Below are 20,418 nucleotides of genomic sequence, written 5' to 3'. Positions count from 1 at the left end.
AAAGTGGATGCATGAAACGCATCTTCCCGACCGGAGACCTCAACATGTTGCTCGGACATCCCATACTCTTCAAATCGCACTGCTATATCGACGGCCGCTGGGTTCATAGCGACAGCGCCAGATCCGTCGCGGTCACGAATCCGGCGGATCAGAAAGTCATTGGTCATGTGCCGATGCTCGATCAGCCGCAGATCGTCAGCGCCGTCGATGCAGCCGATCGCGCATTCCGGTCATGGCGTTGGGTGCCGCAACAAAGGCGCAGCGCCATGCTCTTGCGCTGGCACGAACTCATCTTGCGGCATCAGGCGGATCTTGCCGGCATTCTGTCATTGGAGCAAGGCAAGCCGCTTGCCGAATCCAAAGGCGAAATAGCCTACGCGGCGAGCTTCGTCGAATGGTTCGCCAACGAAGCCAAGCGCCTGGCGGGTCGCACCATTCCGACGCATATCGACGGAGCGCATCTTGGCACCGTCATGGAGCCGGTCGGCGTGGCCGCGCTCATCACGCCCTGGAATTTCCCCGTCGCGATGATTACGCGCAAGGCAGCGGCGGCGATTGCGGCCGGCTGCACCGTCGTCGTCAAGCCCGCGCACGAGACACCGTTCTCGGCGATCGCGCTGGCGCAGCTTGCGGAAGAAGCCGGATTCCCGGCGGGCGTGTTCAACGTCGTGATCGGCGAGCCACAGATGGCGATGGAAACACTTGTCAGCGATACGCGCGTGCGTGCCGTCAGCTTCACCGGTTCGACGCGCGTGGGCGGCCTCGTTGCACGAACGGCAGCGCAGGCAGGCACCAAGAAGCTTGCACTTGAACTGGGCGGCAACGCGCCGTTCATCGTGACAGAAGACGCCGATGTGGAACAGGCGGTGCGCGTGGCGGTAGGCGCGAAGTTTCAAACGTCGGGCCAGGATTGCTGCGCGGCTAACCGCATTTTCGTTGCACGTCCGATCTACGAGCACTTCGTCGAACACTATAGCGAAGCAGTGAAGACGTTGAAGGTCGGCAGCGCATTCGAAACCAATGTCGACGTAGGGCCGCTCATGCATCAGGCCGCATTCGATGCGACCGTTGCGCGTATCGATGACGCGAAAGCGCGCGGCGCGCGAATCGTCGTGGGCGGAAAGCCGCATGAGCGCGGCGGATGGTTCTATGAACCGACCGTCGTCGCCAACGCCGAGCCAGGCATGCGGATCTATGACGAAGAGAATTTCGCGCCGATTTCGGCTGTGTGCGCGTTCGATACCCTCGATGAAGTCGTCGCCCGTGCGAACGACACCGAATATGGCCTCGCCGCGTACCTCTGCGCGACGCGCATCGACACCATCTTCCAATTGGTGCGCCGGCTCGACTTCGCGATGATTTCCGTCAACGGCGTCGAGTTCACGGGTGCGCCGATCCCCTTCGGTGGCATGAAAGCGTCGGGGCTTGGACGTGAGGGCGGTGCGGAAGGCTTCGAACCCTTCATCGAAACCAAATATTTTTGCCTCGGCAACCTGGGGCTGCCGCTCACGAGCGCAGCCTGAAGAGACTTCCTCAAAGACACGTATCGAGATTCAAGGAGAAGCACATGAACCAACAACATCCATCGCTCGAACAACTGTTCGCGGACGATCGCGCGCATTTCATGCACCCGTCCACGCACGCGCACGATCACGCAAGCGGCGCGCTGCAAGGCAAGATCGTCACCGGGGCAAAGGGCATTCGCATTGAAGATCATCAAGGTAAGCACTACATTGATGCATTTGCCGGCCTGTACTGCGTCAATATCGGGTACGGCCGTACCGAGGTGGCCGAAGCCATCTATGAGCAGGCGAAGAGGCTGGCGTACTACCACACCTATGTGGGCCACTCCTCGGAGGCGATCATCGAACTGTCGTCGCGCATCATCGACTGGTCGCCCGAAGGCATGAAGAAGGTGTACTACGGCATGTCGGGATCGGATGCCAATGAAACGCAGGTCAAGATCGTCTGGTACTACAACAACGTGCTTGGACGTCCCAACAAGAAGAAGATCATTTCGCGCGAGCGCGGCTACCATGGCTCAGGCATAGTGACAGGAAGTCTCACGGGCCTGCCGAGCTTTCACCAGCACTTCGATCTGCCGGTGGATCGCGTGAAGCACACCGTTTGCCCGCATTGGTATCGCAAGGCACCGGCCGGAATGAGCGAGGCGCAATTCGCGGCGTATTGCGTGGACGAATTGGAAAAGCTGATCGCAAGGGAAGGGGCCGATACGATCGCTGCGTTCATCGCTGAACCGGTGATGGGCACGGGCGGCATCATCGCGCCGCCGGAAGGCTATTGGGAGGCGATTCAACAAGTGCTGCGCAAGCACGACATTCTGTTGATCTCCGATGAAGTCGTGTGCGGCTTCGGCCGTCTCGGCTCGAGAATGGGTGCGCAGCACTTCGGCATCAAGCCGGACCTCATCACCGTTGCGAAGGGCCTGACGAGCGCCTATGCGCCGCTGTCGGGCGTGATCGTCGGCGAAAAGGTGTGGGACGTCGTCGAGAAGGGCTCGCAAGAGTTCGGGCCAATGGGTCACGGCTGGACGTATTCGGGTCATCCCATTTGCGCGGCAGCAGCGCTTGCCAACCTCGATATCCTTGAGCGCGAGAACCTGACCCAGAATGCCGCCGATGTCGGCGCTTACCTGCAGCAGCAATTGCATGCGGCGTTCGATTCGCATGCGCTCGTCGGCGAAGTGCGAGGCGCAGGCATGCTGGCGGCACTCGAATTCATGGCGGACAAGGAAGGTCGCACGCCGTTCGAAGCAGCGTTGAAGGTCGGTCCGAAGGTCTCGGCCGCGGCGCTCGAACGCGGTGTGATCGCGCGCGCGATGCCACACGGCGATATCCTTGGTTTTGCGCCGCCGCTCGTCACGACGCGCGCGGAAGTCGATGAGATCGTCGGCATCGTTAAGCAGGCAGTCGATGTGGTCGCCAACGAAGTGATCGGCTCTGCGTTGACAGCCTCCGCGCTCTAGGAAGCAGTCGTTGCGTTGACACGTCCGGGCGGCCGCCGCCCTGGCTCTGCCACGCAAGCAACGTCACGCTTCTGCCCCGCGCCGTCCGCCTCACCAAAGGGAGCAACACGCATAAGCGCCGCCCACCTGCGGCCACCTTCGTCCGCAACAGGGGCAGCACGCCCAGCCATGGGTCTTATTCAAGTCGTCGCTGCGCTAAGCTAGAACTAGGCAATCATGGCGGCGGGGACGACACGATAAACCGCAACTCGGGCACCGGCGCCGACAATCGAACAATCCATAAAGGTCCGGGGCCAGATGGCCGGATCGCGTCGCCCGTTGCCAATGCCGCTTTGAGCGCTGCGAACGTCGAGGCCGGCCGTCGCCGCACCCGACCGACCACGCGCACCCGCATGCCTCCGACGCTGCTAACGCAATTGTCTTCGATGAAACAGCGCACACCTGTCGCGATGGGGTAGGCGGCAGTTGGGCCCGAGGCTGCGGGACGGGCCGTGCGCCGCGCAGATGAAGTCACCGTTGCGTCCGCCGGGCTCCGGAAAGCGACGCACACCCCCGCCTGCAAGGAGCACCTGGCAGTGGTCCACGTCGCATCCAAAAAGCGTGCTCAGCCGCGCGTCGCGTCACCCTAAATCGGATCAGGGTCGGTCAGATATTGGTTGATGTGGCGAAGTCCTGCCGTCAGTATGGAGCCACGACGACATCGCGTAGCCGAACTCCAGATGACATGCGACACTTAGACGACGAGCAAGCAAATGCAGGTGCAGACCATCGATACAGAGATGCGGAAGGCGTTCAAAAGGATATCGGAGGAACCCGGACAGACGAAGAGCATGACTCGTCGGCGGTCGGCCGCACGGGGCCGCTCAATGAAGCGGCGCTTCTCGGGCGGAAGACCCCGCCGTGGCCACATTCAGCAGCTGCGCATCCCGGGCATCAAGCGCCTGCGGGCGGGCGCCGCACGGTGCAATCGCTGGCCGGGCTACTATGCGGCTATGCTCTCCTCATCGCAGGCAACGGTCTCTTCCAGACGCTCATCCCGCTACGCGTTATTGAGTCGGGCTCTTCGACGTTTATTGCCGCTCTCATCCAGTCGGGCTACTACGCCGGGTTCGTATTAGGTGCCGTCATCAATCGAGGGCTGATTGACCGTATCGGGCAACACCGGACCTTTGTTGCGTTCTCGGCCGCAGCGTCAATCCTCGCGCTTGGTTTCGGCGCCGCGCAGTCACCATGGACCTTCGGCGCGGTGCGCTTACTAACGGGCGTCGCGTTCATGGGACTGTACACGTCTGTCGAGAGCTGGCTAAACGGCACGGTCGACAACGAAAGCCGCGGCCAAGTCTTCGGCTTATATGCGGCCATCAATTATCTCGCCGTTGGGAGCGCGCAGTTCCTGCTGAACGTCGGTACTGGTTCGGCGCGCTTTTCTATCGCAGCAGCCCTGTTCGCCTCGGCAGTGTTGCCGGTGACGCTGATGGAGGGCTGGCCTGTCAAAGTTAACGATTCGAATCTCGACTATATTCCCGCGCGGACATTGCAGGAAAGTCTCCGCGAGATGATGGTCGCCGCTCCGCTCGCAGTGCCGGGCTGCATTCTTGCGGGCTTCCTTTACAGTGACTTTTATTCGCTCATGCCGGTCTATTTGGATCGGTCGGGCTTCTCGACGGATCAACTGGCGATGTTCATGGGCATCTCGCTCATGGGTGCACTTCTACCTCAGTTCCCAATGGGACGCCTCTCAGATCGGGTCGATAGACGGCGTATCGTCTGCTTCACCGCATGGACATCGGCCGCGCTAAGCCTTGCAATGTTTTGCATACACATACGCATCGTCACGTGGTGCGCAACGGTAGTCTACGTTGCTGTAACGTTCACGCAGTACGGGCTTATCGTGTCACACGTGCAGGATCGCACCGAATCGCATCTACGCGTCGGTGTGTCGGCAATGCTGATTATCCTTTTCTCCCTTGGGGGCATGGTTGGACCAACGTTGGCGTCGGGCCTGATGACGTTGATCGGCCCCCGTGGGTTGTTTCTGTTCAACGGGCTGTCCTGCGTACTACTAGCGCTCAGTGCAAGACGCGCGCTTCGCTGGGCCTAGGCAAATCAGGTGCGAACTACTGCCTGTTTCGAACTGCCGCCACAGGCGAGGTGGACAGCGTCGATAAAATTCTCAACGGAGCATAAGCGGGGGCACGTGGCTGGTCGGTAGAAAAGGAACGCGACGGAAAGCTCAATCGATGCCCACGGCAGTGAACTGCAAGAGCGGTTGTCAAGGGCTTGAGTACGGGGCGTCAATGCGCATACTCTAAATGCGGCGCCTCAAGCGCCGCCTCGATGCCGCGGTACAGGCGCGCTTCGGGCCGCCATTGATGACCACTCCTCGCACGCTACCGGGCCGACCGTCGCTGTTCCCGTCAACGGAAACCTTGATAGCGTCGATTAAGCGCGGCACCAGAGGACCGCCCTGATCACCGGAGTCACTCGACGAACGCTGTCATCTCAATGGGCGACTCTTTGGCGACGCACGCGCCACCAATTCTGCGACCCCTTCAGCGGTCGCCGCCGAGAGCGTCCATCCCAGATGCCCATGCCCGGTATTGTAGAAAACGTTAGGCTTTCGTCCGGCACCTACCTTAGGCAGCATGCCTGGCAGCATCGGGCGCAGGCCGGCCCAAGGGACAACGCGCTGCGTAGCGACATCTCGGAAATGGGCGCGAGTCCAGTCGATCAAGGGCTGAATCCGGTCAGCGCGGATGTCGCGATTGTCACCGTTAATTTCAGCTGTGCCCGCGACCCTGAAGCGGTTCCCACCAAGGCGGCTCGTTAGGATCTTCGCACTGTCGTCCAACAAGCTGACCCGCGGCGCAGCATGCTGGCTCGCGAGGTCGTCGAGCCATACGGTTATCGAGTACCCCTTCACGGGATAAACGTTAACGCGATCGCCGACATATGGGGCGAGCGTACGGCTGCCTGTGCCTGCGCAAATTACGATGCCATCAAACGTATCTACCTCTGCGCCGGGACTGCCAGCAGTGGCGATCTGCAGGCTACCGCCCGTAGACTCGTTGATGGATTGAACCGTGCGGTCGTACCGAAATTCGCAACCCATCCGCAAGCACGCCTCGGCAAGGCCTCGGGTGAACTTATGAATATCGCCTGTCGAGTCAGATTCTGTGAAGAAGCCTCCGTGAAACGATCCATGAAGCGCCGGCTCAATGGTGCGCATTTCTTCTGGCGTCACCGCCCGGCGATCCAGGCCGCCTTCGCGCAGCAGCAAATTTACCTTCTTCGCCGTTTCGAACTCCTTCTTGGTTGCGTAGAAATGCAGGATCCCGCGCCGCTCCAAGTCGAACTGAATCTTTTCGCGCTCCGCGATGGAGAAAAGATGCTCGCGCGCCACGATCGCGAGACGCACCGTCTCGATGGTGCTACTGCGATATTTCGGAATGTTGCTCAAAACTCGCCGATCCAACTGTACTTGTGCCAGCTCGGGCGCGGATTCATGAGAAGTGGCGCTTGGCGCCTAAACATCCAGCGTAGTCCTTTTAAGACGGTCGCACGGCTGTTCCACACCTCAGCATTGCTCGCCGAGAGTTGCCCGCCATTGGCAAACGACGTTTCCATCGCGGCATAGCGATGTCGTTCTAGTACGGTAACATTGAAACCGCGGCGGGCGAGGGCGTAAGCGGTGGTGACGCCGGTTATTCCAGCGCCAACAACAGCAATTCGTGACATGGTAGCGTCCAGAGTTCGTTGAGCATCGCCGGCCTTGATACCGGCGCCGATGCCCCATCTGTCCATGTACCTGAGAGTTTCGCCCGCTGATTGAGATCAACGGGCTCCCCTTCGGTGGGCGCTCGCGGCACCGCTCTCCAGATGTTCTTGCTGCACGGTCCTTTTGCCTGAGAGTTTCCGGGGCGGTTGCTCCGTCGGCGTCGTCGCCATGGACGATCTCTCCCGTGCTGCGCGATAGAACAGCGCAAGGCTAACCGCTGGGAGGCGCGTCTGCAAGTAGTTTTGCAGACCGACGTTACCGAATGACCGCTCCAGGAACTGGAGAACGACGCCTGAGCTAAGCCAACGGCTTTGGTGCGTCGCGTGGCCACGGTAACCGATCAAAGCGCGGGGCATCCTCTCACCGCGTTGCGATCGCTTCTCTTCCCCTGTCTTCGACCGGAAGCGCGGGACGGGATGAGCGCCAGAGCCTTGCTATGAGCGCGTTGGCGACCATCGTGAGGAATTTGTAGCGACGAGGCATCGGCCCGCTGATGCAAGTTCGTCGCGCTGCTAAATTCACAAGCCTTTGTTCTCAGGCTGGAACGCGGCGACCGCTCCGATCCTCCGGGCTGTCCCCTATTGGCGACAACGCGAGCTATCGGAAGCAGGGTTTGAGAAGCCATCTGCGGTGGACACAAGCTTCACGAGCGTTCCCCTGGCACGCCACTCCCGCGCAGCGAGCAGCCACGCGTCTCGACGACGAAGTAAAGCGCGATTCCCCCAATCACGCACGAGGCCATCATATAGAACGCTGGTAGGACCGCGTTGCCGGTCCTGTTAACGAGCCACTGGCTGATGATCGGCGCGGTTCCGCCGAAAAGCGTGGCCGCCAAGTTGTACGAGACGGCCATTCCAGCGTATCGGACTTGCGTCGGAAACATAGCCGGAAACGTCGCCGAGATCGTCGCGAGTTGAGGAACGTACAAGAGCCCAAGGAGCGTGAATCCGGCGATGGCCCCGGCCACGCCATGTGCCATCAGGGTGAATAAAGGCACCGCAGCGATGAAGATGCCGGCGAGCAAAAATCGCCACATCGCCTTTCGGCCGAATACATCAGAGAGCCATCCGGCAAGGGGCAGGAAGACCATCATGGTGAGCATCCCGATCAGGGGAGTTAATAACGACATGTTCGCATTCATCCCCAGACTGTCGTGCATGTACGTAGGCATATACGCGAGCAAAACGTAGTTAATCACATTGAGGGCGACCGCGAGACCTCCTAGCAAGACCAGCGGCTTCCAGTGGCGAACCAACAGTTGCTTCAGCGACGTCGGCGCTCGCTGGCACGTCGTTTGGGCTCGCCGCTCGAATTCCCGGAAGACGGGAGTCTCCTCCAGACGCGATCGCAGATAGCAGCCGATCAGCCCGAGCGGCGCAGCCACAAGGAACGGCAAACGCCAGCCCCATGCGTGCATCGTCTGGTCGCCGAGCAAGATAGAACACCCGAGCATAAGCAGTGCGCCGAGCGAGAAGCCGGCCAGCGTCGCGACTTCTAGGAAACTTCCGTAAAATCCGCGCCGATGATCAGGCGCGTACTCCGCCATGAACGTTGCAGCACCGCCGTACTCGCCACCAGTGGAGAAACCCTGAATCATCCGCAACGCGATCAGCGCAGCGGGAGCGATCCATCCAGCCAAGGAGTACGTGGGAATGGCACCGACCAGAAGCGTCGCAGCCGACATAAGCAGCACCGTAAGAGCGAGGACCTTCTTGCGTCCCAATCGATCGCCCAAGGGCCCCCAAAATAGGCCCCCAATCGGACGGATCAAAAAGGAGACCGCGAAGGTCCCGAGGGCAAAAACTTTTGCGCTAGGAGCGCTACCAGGGAACAGCGCCGCCGATATATAAATGAGACCATACGCGTAGATTCCGTAATCGAACCACTCGGTCGCATTGCCTAGGGCCGCGGCGGCGATAGCACGGCGCACATCGCTCGATGGTCTGACTTCGCCTCCTCGCCGGTCAGAGCTTACGTGGCCGTCGAAAATCGCAACGGCGGGAACTGGTATCCACGCTTCGGGGGATCGCATAGTTGTCCTCTGCAAACGGTCTCGCTGCACTGCACTCAGGCAGGTCTTAGGTTCGATCAGACGCGTAAATCATCTGAACGTGCCTATCGTTCAAAATTGATTTCCTGCGATGGCACGGACCGCAACGTCTGATCCCACGTATCGTGCCGATACGCCGGTTCGCTTAGGCCCGAATCGCAGGTTCTTGCAGCTCGGCTGCTGCACCATCGGCCGAATCGTCGGCCGTGTTCATTTCTTTGGACGCTGCGTAGTCCCGCAGCCGAGCGAAGCTCATCGACAGATGAGTTCTGTGCAGGTAGCCGGCTGACTCCAGGTCTCCGATCTCCAGCGCCGAGAGGATGGCCTCGATCTCATGCCTAAAAACCTCAGCTTCGCGTTTGAGTCGGTCGCCTTCAAGCGTCTTGATCCAAACCCGGATGACAAGAAAGAACAGGCGTTGCACGGTTTCTTTCAAAGGAGCGTTGCCAATCATCGCGGTCAGCTCCAGGCAGTAGTCCATGTTCAAGCGCGCGAATTCGCTCATCGTTGGGGAGGCCGCCAGCCGCTTGCCGCGGGCCGCCAACTGCCGCATACGAGAAAGGTCGTCTAGGCTGCGTGGCAGGGGAGACAGCCGTCCAATCAGCGATGCCAGCTCTAGCCGGAACTGATAGGCATCTGCTAGCGTCTTGGTGTCAACATCGGTGACGAACGTGCCCACGCCGTGTTGGCTTTCGACAAGCCCCTCGGATTCAAGCCGGATAAGCACGCGCCGTAAGGGAGTGCGGCTCACACCAAACTGCTGGGCGAGGTCATCCTCAGATAGCAGGGCGCCCGGCTCATACTCGAGCAGGCAGATTCGTTCCCTCAACGCATAATAGATCCGGTCGAACCTCTCACGGGAGGTACTGCCAGAAGCCTGACTCTTCTTGCCCAACTGTCACCTCTTGACTGTATCTGAAGCTTCGCGCAAACAGTGCTTGCTTTGAATGTCAAACGCAACGCTAGGATGCCGCAAGCACCGCGCTCAAAAACTGCTTGGTTCTTTCATGCTGCGGATCACAGAAAATCTGCTCAGGTGCTCCCTGCTCAGCGATTTTTCCCTCGTAGAAGAAACAGACCCGGTCGGAGAATTCTCGGGCGAAACCCATCTGATGCGTGACCATCAGCATGGTGAGGTCGTGTTCGTCCCCGAGTTGACGGATGACAGCGAGCACTTCGCCCACAAGCTCTGGATCGAGCGCAGACGTTACCTCATCAAAAAGCATGACCTTCGGGCGCATAGCCAACGCCCGGGCAATGGCGACCCGCTGTTGTTGTCCGCCCGAAAGTTGCGACGGATAATGGGAGAGCTTGCTCCCGAGTCCGACCATTTGCAGCAGCTCGGTGGCACGTTGCTCCGCCTCACGAGCCGGAAGCCCGAGCACGCAGATCGGTGCCTGCATGCAGTTGCCAAGTGCCGTCATGTTGGGGAACAGGTTGAAGTGCTGAAAGACCATACCGATCTTACTACGCATGCGCCGAAGGTGGCGCGCATCGGCTGGTATCAGGGAACCATTGCGACGCATGTGAGTAAGCGGCTCGGCGTCGACCCATATCGTGCCCTCGTTTATTTTCTCAAGCGTCATCAAAGTCCGCAGTACAGTGGTCTTGCCTGACCCCGACGGACCGATGATGCAGACCTTTTCATTGCGGCGGACCTCCAGGTCTAGTTCGTTTAGCACCACGTGCGCGCCATAACGTTTGGAAACACGGTCGAAGCGCAGTATGCAATCTTGGTTACCTTTAGACATCAAGCGTTCCCCTGACGTGTGCGCAGCCACGCCTCGACGTGCCGTACAGCGAAAGCTGCGATAAGGCTGAAGATCAAAAAGAATAGACCAACCAGCGTGATGGGTTCGACGTAGCGGAAGTCTTGCGAGCCAATGATTTTGGCGGTTTGCATCAGCTCGACAACGGCTATCGCCGAGAGCAGCGGCGTGTCCTTAAACAGTGCAATCAAGTAATTGCCCAGCGCCGGGACGACCGGCGGGATCGCCTGTGGGATCAGAACCTTGCGGAAGGTATCGTAGCCACTCAGATTTAGGGCGATACATGCTTCCCATTGCCCTCGAGGAATGCTAAGCAGCCCGGCTCTGTAGACCTCCGAACAATAAGTCGCGTAGTGAATACCGATCGCAACGATGCCTGCGGGAAGTGGATCCAGCACAAGCCCGAGCCGGGGCAACCCGAAATAAATGAATAGGACCTGGATCAGCAGCGGCGTGCTGCGGATGATCTCCACGACCACCGCTGTCGGCACGCTGATCAGCGGCGAGGGGGCGATCCGGAGGATTGCCAGAATAAGCCCAAGCACTGCAGCTAGACAGAAACTTATCAGCGTTGCCTCTACCGTGATCAACGAGGCATGGCCAAGCACCGGGAGAATATGCCAAGCGAAGCTCCAGTCGAAAATTGTCATGGTCTTCCTAGTCTCCCTTTGGAGGCGCGTGCCTCGATCCAACGGAAAATCAGCGTCATGCATACGGCCATAACGAGATAGAGGAACAACACTACCGTGAAGATCGGCACGGTCTTGAAAGTCAACTGGTTTAACTGCTGGGCCCGGAACGTCAGGTCGGCGACTGTGATGAGCGAGACCAGTGACGTTGACTTCAGCAGTTCGATGAACAGATTGCCCCAAGGCGGGATCATCGCGACGAACGCTTGTGGCAGGATCACACGCCGCATGGCAGTAGGGAACGCCATATTAAGTGCCACGGTTGCTTCCCACTGGCCTCGCGCCACCGACTGGATGGAGCCGCGCACAACCTCTGCACCGTATGCACCAATGTTCAGCCCAAGCGCGATGATGCTTGCTGGCACGGGCTGGAGCTCCACTCCGAAGTGAGGCAGCACGAAGAACAGCCAAAAAAGCTGCACGAGTGCGGAAGTCCCACGAAAGACCTCGATATAAGCAATCGCAAACCACCGCAGTGGCAGCGGCGCGTACATTTTCAACAACGCGGCAAGCAGGGCCATCGGCACCGCTACGCAAGCCGCACCGGCTGTTATCTCCAGCGTCATAACTGCCGCTTTCAGCAACGCAGGCAGGAAAACTGCCAACGAAGGTTGCGCCGCGATCATAGCGGCCAGCGCGGCGCAACCGACGGCACAACTGACGGCGACCGTGTTGATTCTCATCATTGCTCTCCCGTTCGTCGGCTCGCTCGCAGTGACGATTCGTCTTGCGACCGCGAGCCCAGTATGCCACTGCAAAAAACGAACAGCAACGACGTTGTGTACAACAGGGAAATTTGCGCGGACGCAATCACTGCGGGGCTTCTCCGGCGCAATTGAGTCCCGAACACCGCGACGCCCCGGCTCGGTGTTTTCCCTACGCTCTGTATGGGTCGGCAATGCTTAGAGGGGCGTGTTGTGCACAAGCTGCGCGAAAATAGTAGTTCACCATATTGCAAACCGTAGCTCGTTGCTCGATACTTGTGTACAACACCGGTCTCGTAAAGCCGGTAGCAAACAGCGACATAACTGCGGAGACAGCTTTGTACGAGCCAATATTCGATGCGAGTGAATATGCCGGGCGCCTCGCCAAGGTCCGAAATGCAATGGCCGAGCGAGGTCTCGACTTGTGTCTTGTATCGTCGCCGGAGAACATTTTCTATCTAACCGGGCTGGACCATTGGGGTTATTTCACACCGCACCTGCTTATCGTCCCGGCCGAAGGCGAACTGACCTTGGTGACGCGTGCGATGGAGGCGGTCACGATTGGCCATCAGGTGCATAACGCGCGTTTCGTGGGCCATAGCGACAGCGAGTCCATCGCGCTCAAAGCCTGGGATTGCATGCGCGAGTTTGCATCGCCTCGCATCGGAATAGAGTGCTGGTCGGCAGGATTTCCGGACGGCCTCGGGCAGGCATTGCGCGCGGCGAGCGCCGCGCAATGGGTCGACTTCTCCTACGTGATCGACGACATCCGCCTAGTAAAAAGCCCTGCGGAATTGAATTACATGCGCAGTGCAGCCCGCGTCTCAGATGCAATGATGCAGGCGGCAATCGATGCTATCGGCGCCGGGGTGAGTGAACGTCACGTCGCCGCCCAGTGCAGTTCGGCGATGATCGAGGCCGGCGGGACTTATCCCGGGTTCGGCCCTTTCGTTCGCCCTGGCAGCAGGCTGGGCGAAGAGCACACGACGTGGGGCAACGGGACGATAAAGAACGAGGACACAATTTTCCTTGAGCTTTCTGGCTGCGTACATCGTTATCATGCGCCAATGGGCCGCCTAGTGCACGTCGGCGGTGCGCCTCAGGAGGCCCAAACCATGGCGGCGGTCGCGAAAGAAGCATTTAGCGCGGTCGTACAAGCCTTGCGCCCAGGCGTGCTGGCTCGCGATGTCTATGCCGAGTGGCAAGGAGTCGTGGACGGCGCGGGGCTGGAGCATTACCGGCGCCACCACTGCGGCTACCTCGTCGGCATCGGATGCGCGCCGAGTTGGACTGGCGGCAACCGGGTTGTGGGACTGCGCCATGACAGTGCCCTTGTCATCGAAGAAGGGATGACCTTTCACATTCTCTCGTGGCTGATGGGAACGGGGCGCGGAGATTTCTTCATCTCGAACACCGTCATGCTCTCGTCTGCTGGCGCCGAAGTACTCTCCGGGATCACGATGGATCCAATCGAAAGGTAGGCGCAGATCCTCAACACGGCCGCCTAATCGTTCCAGTGGCACCAACATGCATCGGGCAATAACGATGAATAGATATTCAGGTATACGAATCGTCCGTGAGGCGTTGCGGGGAAACAAAGGCTGGCCGCGCGTTTGGCGCGACCCGGAACCACAACGTGAATACGACGTCATAGTCATCGGCGGTGGCGGCCACGGTCTGGCTACGGCGTATTACCTGTCCAAGCTGCATGGTATCCGGCGTGTCGCGGTGTTGGAGAAAGGTTATCTCGGTAGCGGCAACATTGGCCGAAACACAACGATTGTCCGGTCGAACTACATGATCGACGGCAATACGCAGTTCTATGACCTGTCGATGCGTCTTTGGGAGACGCTGAGCCAAGAACTGAACTACAACGTGATGTTCTCTCAGCGCGGTCAGATAACGCTTGGCCATTCGCCGGACCAGCTCGACAGCTTCGCGCGCCGATTGAACGTGATGAAGCTCAATGGTATCGATGGGGAGCTATGGTCACGGGAGCAGGTGAAATCGGCCGTGCCTTATCTTGAGTACGGTGAAGACGCGCGGTTTCCGATTCATGGGGCAATGTACCAGGCCAAGGCTGGCACCGCCCGCCACGACGCGGTCGCGTGGGGCTATGCGCGAGCGGCGGATCGGCTCGGGGTTGACCTGATCCAGCATTGTGAGGTGACCGGGTTCATGTATGAGGCCGGGCGGCTCGCGGGTGTCCAAACCACTCGTGGCGAGATACGTGCCGCCAGGGTAGGGATGTCCGTTGCGGGCAGCACTAGCCTTGTCGCACAAATGGCCGGCATGCAGCTGCCAATCGAGAGCCATGTGTTGCAGGCGTTTGTGACAGAGCCGATTAAACCACTTGTCAATCAGGTGGTCGCTTTCGGTGCGGCGCACTTCTACGTCAGCCAGTCCGATAAGGGTGGGCTTGTCTTCGGTGGGGATCTCGACGGCTACAACTCGTACGCCCAGCGCGGCAACTTGCCCGTGGTTGGCGAGGTGGCGTCAATCGCTAAGGCAATGATGCCGTGCATCTCCCGCCTGCGCCTGCTTCGTCACTGGGGCGGCGTGATGGACATGTCGATGGACGGCAGTCCAATCATCTCGAAGACGCCCGTCGAAGGACTTTACCTGAATGGCGGCTGGTGCTACGGGGGATTCAAAGCCACGCCAGCGGCCGGCTGGACCTTTGCTCACATGATCGCGAAGGGCGAGCCGCATGAGTTGAACCGGAAGTTCAGCCTTGATCGTTTCTCCACAGGCGCGACGATCAACGAGTCCGGTGCAGGCCCATACCCTTACGCGCACTGAGGAAGCACCGATGCTCAGAATAAATTGTCCGTACTGTGGCGAGCGGGACCATACCGAATTCCAGTATGGCGGTGACGCCTCGGTGCAGCGACCGGAAATCGGCGATGAAGCGCTTGAGCACTGGTGCGCCTATGTTTTCGAGCGGCGCAACGTGCGCGGCCGTCATGACGAATTTTGGCAGCACACCTCAGGGTGCCGGGCATGGCTCGTGGTCACGCGCGACACACGAACGCATGATATTTCCAATACCGTCGATGCACGGGACCGCGCCGCTCGCAGCATGCACCGGGGCGCAAGCGAACAGCCTCTTGAAGGGATGCCGCAATGAATGAACAACTGTTCCGGCGCCCGACCGGTGGTCACATCGACCGCAGTTCTCGTCTTACGTTCACGTTCGATGGTCGCCGATATATCGGATATGCCGGCGATACGCTCGCATCTGCGTTGCTGGCCAACGGCGTGCATCTAGTTGGGCGGAGCTTTAAATACCATCGACCGCGTGGGATTTTTAGCGCTGGCTCGGAGGAGCCGAACGCACTTGTGACGCTGCGCGAGGGCGACCGTGCTGAACCCAATACACGGGCGACCACAGTGGAATTGTTCGACGGTCTGGTGGCGAGCAGTCAAAACCGATGGCCTTCTCTGCGCTTTGACGCAATGGCGGTGAACAATCTGCTCTCGCCTCTGTTGTCGGCCGGCTTCTACTATAAGACGTTCATGTGGCCGGCGGGCGCATGGGAGAAGTACGAGAAGCATATCCGCCGCGCGGCCGGCATGGGCCGCGCCACCATGCTGGCGGACCCAGACCACTACGAGGCGACCAATGCTTTCTGCGACATCCTTGTGGTGGGCGGCGGCCCTGCTGGCCTTGCGGCGGCCCACGCAGCCGCACGCAACGGCTTGCGAGTGACGCTTGTTGATGAATCGCCCCAGCTTGGTGGCGCTTTACGCTTTGAACAAGACACCATCGCCGGCAAGCCGGCCAGCCAGTGGGTGACGCAGGTCATCGAGGAGATGGCTGGCCGCCCCAACGTCACGGTGCTCACGCGCACTACCGCGTTCGGTTACTTCGACGGCAATACTCTCGGACTGCTCGAGCGAGTAGCGGACCATCGCCTGGCGCCCTTAGCTGACGAGCCGCGGCAGCGCTTATGGACGGTCCGTGCAAAAAAGGTCGTGCTTGCCACCGGTGCAATCGAGCGACCGCTCGTGTTCGCCAACAATGACCTTCCGGGGATCATGCTGGCGAGCGCGGTGCGCCAGTACGCTAACAGTTACGGGGTTGTTCCGGGCCGACGCATTGTAATCGCCACGAACAACGACAGCGCCTATCGTACCGCTCGGGACCTTGTGGACGCCGGCGGCACTGTGGCGGCAGTAGTCGACGCTCGCGCCGATGCGCGCAGCCCCTTGATTGATCAGGTGCTTCGTCGTGGAATTAAAGTCATCCGCGGCATGGTGGTCACAAGAGCGATTGGGCGAAGGCACCTGCAAGCGATCGAGCTAGCCCCGACTCGACCGGAGGGCAGCTCCGGAGCCGCTCCAACGCGCGAAGTGTGTGACGTCCTGGCCGTCTCGGGAGGATGGGCGCCGACGATCCATCTGCAAAGCCAGCGCGGGGTTCGGCCCATTTACGACGCAGCGAGCGATTCTTTCATCGCCGCTGCAGATGGCGACGATTGCCTCGCTGTGGGTGCTGTTTGCGGTCAATTGTCGACGATTGACGCTATTGCTGCCGGGATCCAGGCGGCCTCTAACGTCACGGCCCGGTTGGGGCGCGATCCGTTGCCGGCCAAAGGCTTGACCGAACGGCTAGGCATCGCCGAGCCCGAACACCCCAGCATGCCGTTAGGCGGACTCTTTGCCGGAAGGAGTTCGCGTGGAAAGGCGTTTATCGACTTGCAGACCGATGTAACCGAGGCGGACGTCGAGTTGTCACATCGCGAGGGCTTCGTCTCAGTCGAGCATTTGAAGCGGTACACGACGCTCGGGATGGGAACCGACCAAGGAAAGACCAGCAACTTGAATGGCCTAGCCGCGATGGCGCGGCAACTGCGCCAGGCGCCGCCAGCTGTTGGAACGACGACATTTCGTCCGCCGTACACGCCAGTAGCGATCGGTGCGCTAGCGGGCCCCGCGGTGGGTGAGCACTTTCGTCCAGTCCGACGCACCCCGATGCATGATTGGCACATCGCCAATGGCGCTCAGATGACGGAAGTCGGGCTCTGGATGCGGCCGTGGTTCTATCGGTCGAGCGCCGCCGACGTCGACGCAGCGTACGTGCACGAGATGACGAAGGTGCGCGATGGGGTCGGCATGGTCGACGTGTCGACGCTTGGAAAGATCGATGTGCAAGGCCCGGATGCAGGCGAGTTCTTGGATCGGGTGTACGTAAACGGCTGGAAGAAGCTGGCCGTCGGACGCGCGCGCTACGGAGTGATGCTGCGCGATGACGGCTTTGTTTTCGATGATGGGACGACGTCACGTCTCTCGGCCGACCATTACTTTATGACGACGACAACCGGAAATGCGGCCGCCGTGATGAGTCGGCTCGAGTTTCTGCTCGATACCGCATGGCCCGACCTGCGCGTGCATGTCACTTCGGTCACGGACCAATGGGGTGCGATGGCGGTCGCCGGCCCTCAAAGTCGAGCGCTGCTTGCCAAAGTCCTCGACGCAGATGTGTCCAACGAGGCGTTACCGTACATGGCCTGCGCGTTCGCTCAGTTTGGTGAGGTGACGGTCAGGCTGCATCGGATCAGCTTTTCGGGGGAGCTTGCGTATGAGGTCTATTGTCCTGCCGGCGAAGCGGCGCGCCTGTGGGAACGCCTGTATGACGCGGGACGCCCACTAGGCGTGATTGCATACGGAACAGAGGCGATGGGCGCGTTGCGAGTCGAAAAGGGGCACGCAGCCGGTCCGGAGCTTGACGGCCGCACGACGCTCGACGACCTGGGGCTGGGGCGAATGGCTAAAGCCAAGCCGTTCGTCGGTAGCGTGCTGCGCTTACGCCCCGAGCTTCGCCGGCCCGAGCGGCCGGTGCTGATGGGGCTAAAGCCGGATAACCCAGCTGAGCGCCTGCGACCTGGCTTTATCCTCTTCCCAGAGGACGCAGCACTGCAGGGCCATGGTATCGGACACGTCACATCGACTACTTACAGCCCCACCCTGAAGCGGTATATCGCGCTCGGCCTTGTCGGTGATGGCCGGAATCGCGAAGGACAGCGCTTACGTGCGGTCTATCCGCTCAGAGGGGAAGTGATCAACGTCCGGGTAGTCGACCCGGTGTTCCTAGATCCTGAAGGAGAGCGCCTCCGTGCATAACAGCCATCAGACCTTGACGCTTGCGACTACGCGCACTGGGACCACTGGGAGCCCGTCGCAAGGCGTCCGACCGGTCATTCGAGAAATCAATGCCTTCGATCTGCTGCAATTCGGGGGCTGGGAGGCGAACTGGACCGATTCATGTGCACTATTGACGGACATGCTTAACGCGCCCCTTCCGTCGCACGTCGGCCAATACACGCAGCATGCCGGTGTCCGGGCACTCAGGGTTGCTGCCCGTCGTCTATGGATCACGGCGGGCGTCGGCCAGGCCCCTATGGCCGCCTTGCGGGGGCATAGCAATAGTCAGATCGGCGTGGTGACCGACCTGAGCCACAGCAGGGTGCTGTTCAGAGTAGCCGGAGAAGGTGTCCGCGCTTTAATGAGCACGCTCTTGCCCGTTGACTTCGATGCGTCTGCCTGCGCTCGATACAGCGTTGTGCAAAGCCATATCCATCAAGTGCCAGTGCTCGCTGCTGCCTTTGGCGAAGAAGAGCGCGCCAACGTAGGGTTCGACCTATACGTGCCGCGCACATTCGCTAAGAGCATCCATGTATGGATTGTTGACCGAGGTGCCGTACAAGCAAGCAGCGAGGCATGGAGTGAACCATCACCGTGAAATTCAAAAAGCCTTACTGGTGGACTGTCGACGCCTTTTTCTACGCAACCGCCTAGTGCCTTGCTGCAGTGCTGTGGGTGACGACGCCGTCACGGCGTTCGCGGTGTCAATCGACTTGTACGTCCCGTATGCCGCGTCCACTCCTCATGCTGATGAACTGGGCGAAGTCGTGGATTATGAGGTCATGTGGAACGCAGTTCGGGATTGCGAAAGCACAGCTGTGGGGGACGTCGCGGCGTTTTGCGACCAAGTCGCAAACAAGTTAATTGCAATCCGTGCTATCCGTGCAGTGAAAGTATATGCAAGTCAGTTGAATTCTGGGACAACGGGCACGCGCGTGGTCTACGAGACGCCGCTAGTTTGCCAAAGATCAGAGCGCCACAAGGAAACCCACATGTACAACGATTCAATGAAGATTGAAGGCTTCGACCCCGAGCTCATGAACGCGATGCGCAATGAACTAAGCAGGCAGGAAGACCACCTGGAGCTCATCGCGTCTGAGAACTATACAAGCCCGCGTGTTCTTGAGGCGCAGGGTTCGGTGCTGACTAACAAATATGCCGAAGGTTATCCTGGCAAGCGTTATTACGGCGGATGCGAATATGTTGACGTCGTCGAGTCGCTTGCTATTGCACGCGCCAAACAGCTGTTTAAGGCGGACTACGCCAACGTACAGCCGCACAGCGGCTCGCAGGCCAACGCGGCGGTTTATCTGGCGCTGCTAGCGCCGGGTGACACGATTCTTGGAATGAGCCTCGCGCACGGCGGTCACCTCACGCACGGCGCGAGGGTTTCCTTCTCGGGAAAGATCTTCAACGCAGTTCAATACGGCATTGACACGGAAACCGGGCTTATTGACTACGACGAAATTGAGCGGCTGGCCGATGAGCACAGGCCGAAAATGATAGTTGCAGGATTTTCCGCTTATTCCCGCGTTCTGGATTTCGCGAAATTTCGCGCCATTGCCGACCGCGTAAGCGCTTATCTCTTCGTCGACATGGCGCACGTTGCCGGTCTCGTTGCCGCAGGCTTATATCCGAATCCCGTGCCGTTCGCCGATATCGTTACGACGACCACACACAAGACGCTGCGCGGGCCACGCGGCGGGCTGATACTTGCCCGCGCCAATGACGAGATCACCAAGAAACTGAACTCAATGGTGTTCCCCGGCACCCAAGGCGGCCCGTTGATGCACGTCATCGCGGGCAAAGCAGTCGCTTTTCTGGAAGCGTTGCAGCCCGATTTTGTCGAATATCAACGTCGCGTTCTCGAGAATGCGAGGGCCATGGCCGCTAAGTTCGTTGAACGTGGCTACGGCGTCGTATCGGGCGGCACCGATAATCACCTGTTTCTCGTGAGCTTCATCGGGCGAGGTCTGACCGGCAAGGCCGCTGATGCAGCGCTGGACCAGGCCCACATTACGGTGAACAAGAACGCCGTTCCGAACGATCCCGAATCGCCGTTCGTCACCAGTGGAATCCGCGTAGGCACAGCAGCCCTCACCACACGGGGCCTGGGCTCGGAGGAATCAACGGAACTGGCGGGCTGGATGTGCGACGTCCTGGATGACGTTGCGAATGATGCGGTGAAAGACCAGGTGAGGGCGAAGGTCAGTGCGCTTTGCCGGCGCTTCCCGGTATATCACGGCTTCCGATCAGCTGCCAACGCATCTTAATCGCAAGCCCAAAAAGGGGATG

General features: G+C 59.8%; 13 protein-coding genes, 1 pseudogene and 1 riboswitch. Of the genes and pseudogenes, 8 read left to right on the top strand and 6 right to left on the bottom strand.

Annotation, left to right across the window (positions count from 1 at the left end):
- Positions 1–44: 44 nt before the first annotated feature.
- The 3 genes from GV035_RS04775 to GV035_RS04765 all read left to right on the top strand — a co-directional run bounded on the left by GV035_RS04775 (position 45) and on the right by GV035_RS04765 (position 5,087).
- Positions 45–1,523, top strand: coding sequence for an NAD-dependent succinate-semialdehyde dehydrogenase (locus tag GV035_RS04775; RefSeq protein WP_159834957.1), 1,479 nt, complete (start codon positions 45–47; stop codon positions 1,521–1,523).
- A gap of 44 nt (positions 1,524–1,567) precedes the next feature.
- A complete protein-coding gene (locus GV035_RS04770; RefSeq protein WP_159833866.1) occupies positions 1,568–2,986 on the top strand; it encodes an aspartate aminotransferase family protein in 1,419 nt (472 codons plus the stop codon).
- Positions 2,987–3,710: 724 nt separating this feature from the next.
- Positions 3,711–5,087, top strand: coding sequence for an MFS transporter (locus GV035_RS04765; RefSeq protein ID WP_159833864.1), 1,377 nt, complete (start codon positions 3,711–3,713; stop codon positions 5,085–5,087).
- Positions 5,088–5,483: 396 nt separating this feature from the next.
- Here the strand turns inward: GV035_RS04765 and GV035_RS04760 are convergent.
- From GV035_RS04760 to ehuC, 6 genes and pseudogenes are all read right to left on the bottom strand, one after another.
- Positions 5,484–6,724, bottom strand: a pseudogene (locus GV035_RS04760) (D-amino acid dehydrogenase).
- A gap of 145 nt (positions 6,725–6,869) precedes the next feature.
- Positions 6,870–6,959, bottom strand: a riboswitch (glycine riboswitch).
- Between the two features lie 448 nt (positions 6,960–7,407).
- Complete coding sequence (locus GV035_RS04755; protein ID WP_159833862.1) at positions 7,408–8,796, bottom strand: MFS transporter; 1,389 nt, start codon at positions 8,794–8,796, stop codon at positions 7,408–7,410.
- A gap of 163 nt (positions 8,797–8,959) precedes the next feature.
- Positions 8,960–9,709, bottom strand: coding sequence for a GntR family transcriptional regulator (locus GV035_RS04750; RefSeq protein WP_159833860.1), 750 nt, complete (start codon positions 9,707–9,709; stop codon positions 8,960–8,962).
- Positions 9,710–9,776: 67 nt separating this feature from the next.
- On the bottom strand, positions 9,777–10,565 hold the full coding sequence (ehuA, locus tag GV035_RS04745; protein WP_159833858.1) for an ectoine/hydroxyectoine ABC transporter ATP-binding protein EhuA: 789 nt from the start codon (positions 10,563–10,565) through the stop codon (positions 9,777–9,779).
- Positions 10,565–11,233, bottom strand: a complete 669-nt coding sequence (gene ehuD, locus GV035_RS04740; protein ID WP_159833856.1) for an ectoine/hydroxyectoine ABC transporter permease subunit EhuD — start codon at positions 11,231–11,233, stop codon at positions 10,565–10,567. The genes ehuA and ehuD overlap by 1 nt, the downstream gene beginning before the upstream one ends.
- A complete protein-coding gene (ehuC, locus tag GV035_RS04735; protein WP_201303951.1) occupies positions 11,230–11,898 on the bottom strand; it encodes an ectoine/hydroxyectoine ABC transporter permease subunit EhuC in 669 nt (222 codons plus the stop codon). The genes ehuD and ehuC overlap by 4 nt, the downstream gene beginning before the upstream one ends.
- A gap of 416 nt (positions 11,899–12,314) precedes the next feature.
- On the opposite strand from ehuC, the gene GV035_RS04730 reads away from it, so the two are divergent.
- From GV035_RS04730 to glyA, 5 genes are all read left to right on the top strand, one after another.
- Positions 12,315–13,457, top strand: coding sequence for a M24 family metallopeptidase (locus GV035_RS04730; protein WP_159833852.1), 1,143 nt, complete (start codon positions 12,315–12,317; stop codon positions 13,455–13,457).
- Positions 13,458–13,521: 64 nt separating this feature from the next.
- A complete protein-coding gene (locus GV035_RS04725; protein ID WP_159833850.1) occupies positions 13,522–14,778 on the top strand; it encodes a sarcosine oxidase subunit beta family protein in 1,257 nt (418 codons plus the stop codon).
- 10 nt (positions 14,779–14,788) lie between these two features.
- Positions 14,789–15,106 (top strand): sarcosine oxidase subunit delta, encoded by a 318-nt coding sequence (locus GV035_RS04720; protein WP_159833848.1) that lies wholly within the window; start codon positions 14,789–14,791, stop codon positions 15,104–15,106.
- Complete coding sequence (locus GV035_RS04715; protein WP_159833846.1) at positions 15,103–18,102, top strand: sarcosine oxidase subunit alpha family protein; 3,000 nt, start codon at positions 15,103–15,105, stop codon at positions 18,100–18,102. The genes GV035_RS04720 and GV035_RS04715 overlap by 4 nt, the downstream gene beginning before the upstream one ends.
- Before the next feature lie 1,013 nt (positions 18,103–19,115).
- Positions 19,116–20,396, top strand: a complete 1,281-nt coding sequence (gene glyA / locus GV035_RS04705; protein WP_159833842.1) for a serine hydroxymethyltransferase — start codon at positions 19,116–19,118, stop codon at positions 20,394–20,396.
- Positions 20,397–20,418 lie beyond the last annotated feature (22 nt).

The sequence above is a fragment of the Burkholderia sp. 8Y genome, assembly GCF_902506145.1.
Lineage (GTDB): Bacteria > Pseudomonadota > Gammaproteobacteria > Burkholderiales > Burkholderiaceae > Caballeronia.
This window is presented reverse-complemented; position numbering and strand designations above follow the sequence as displayed.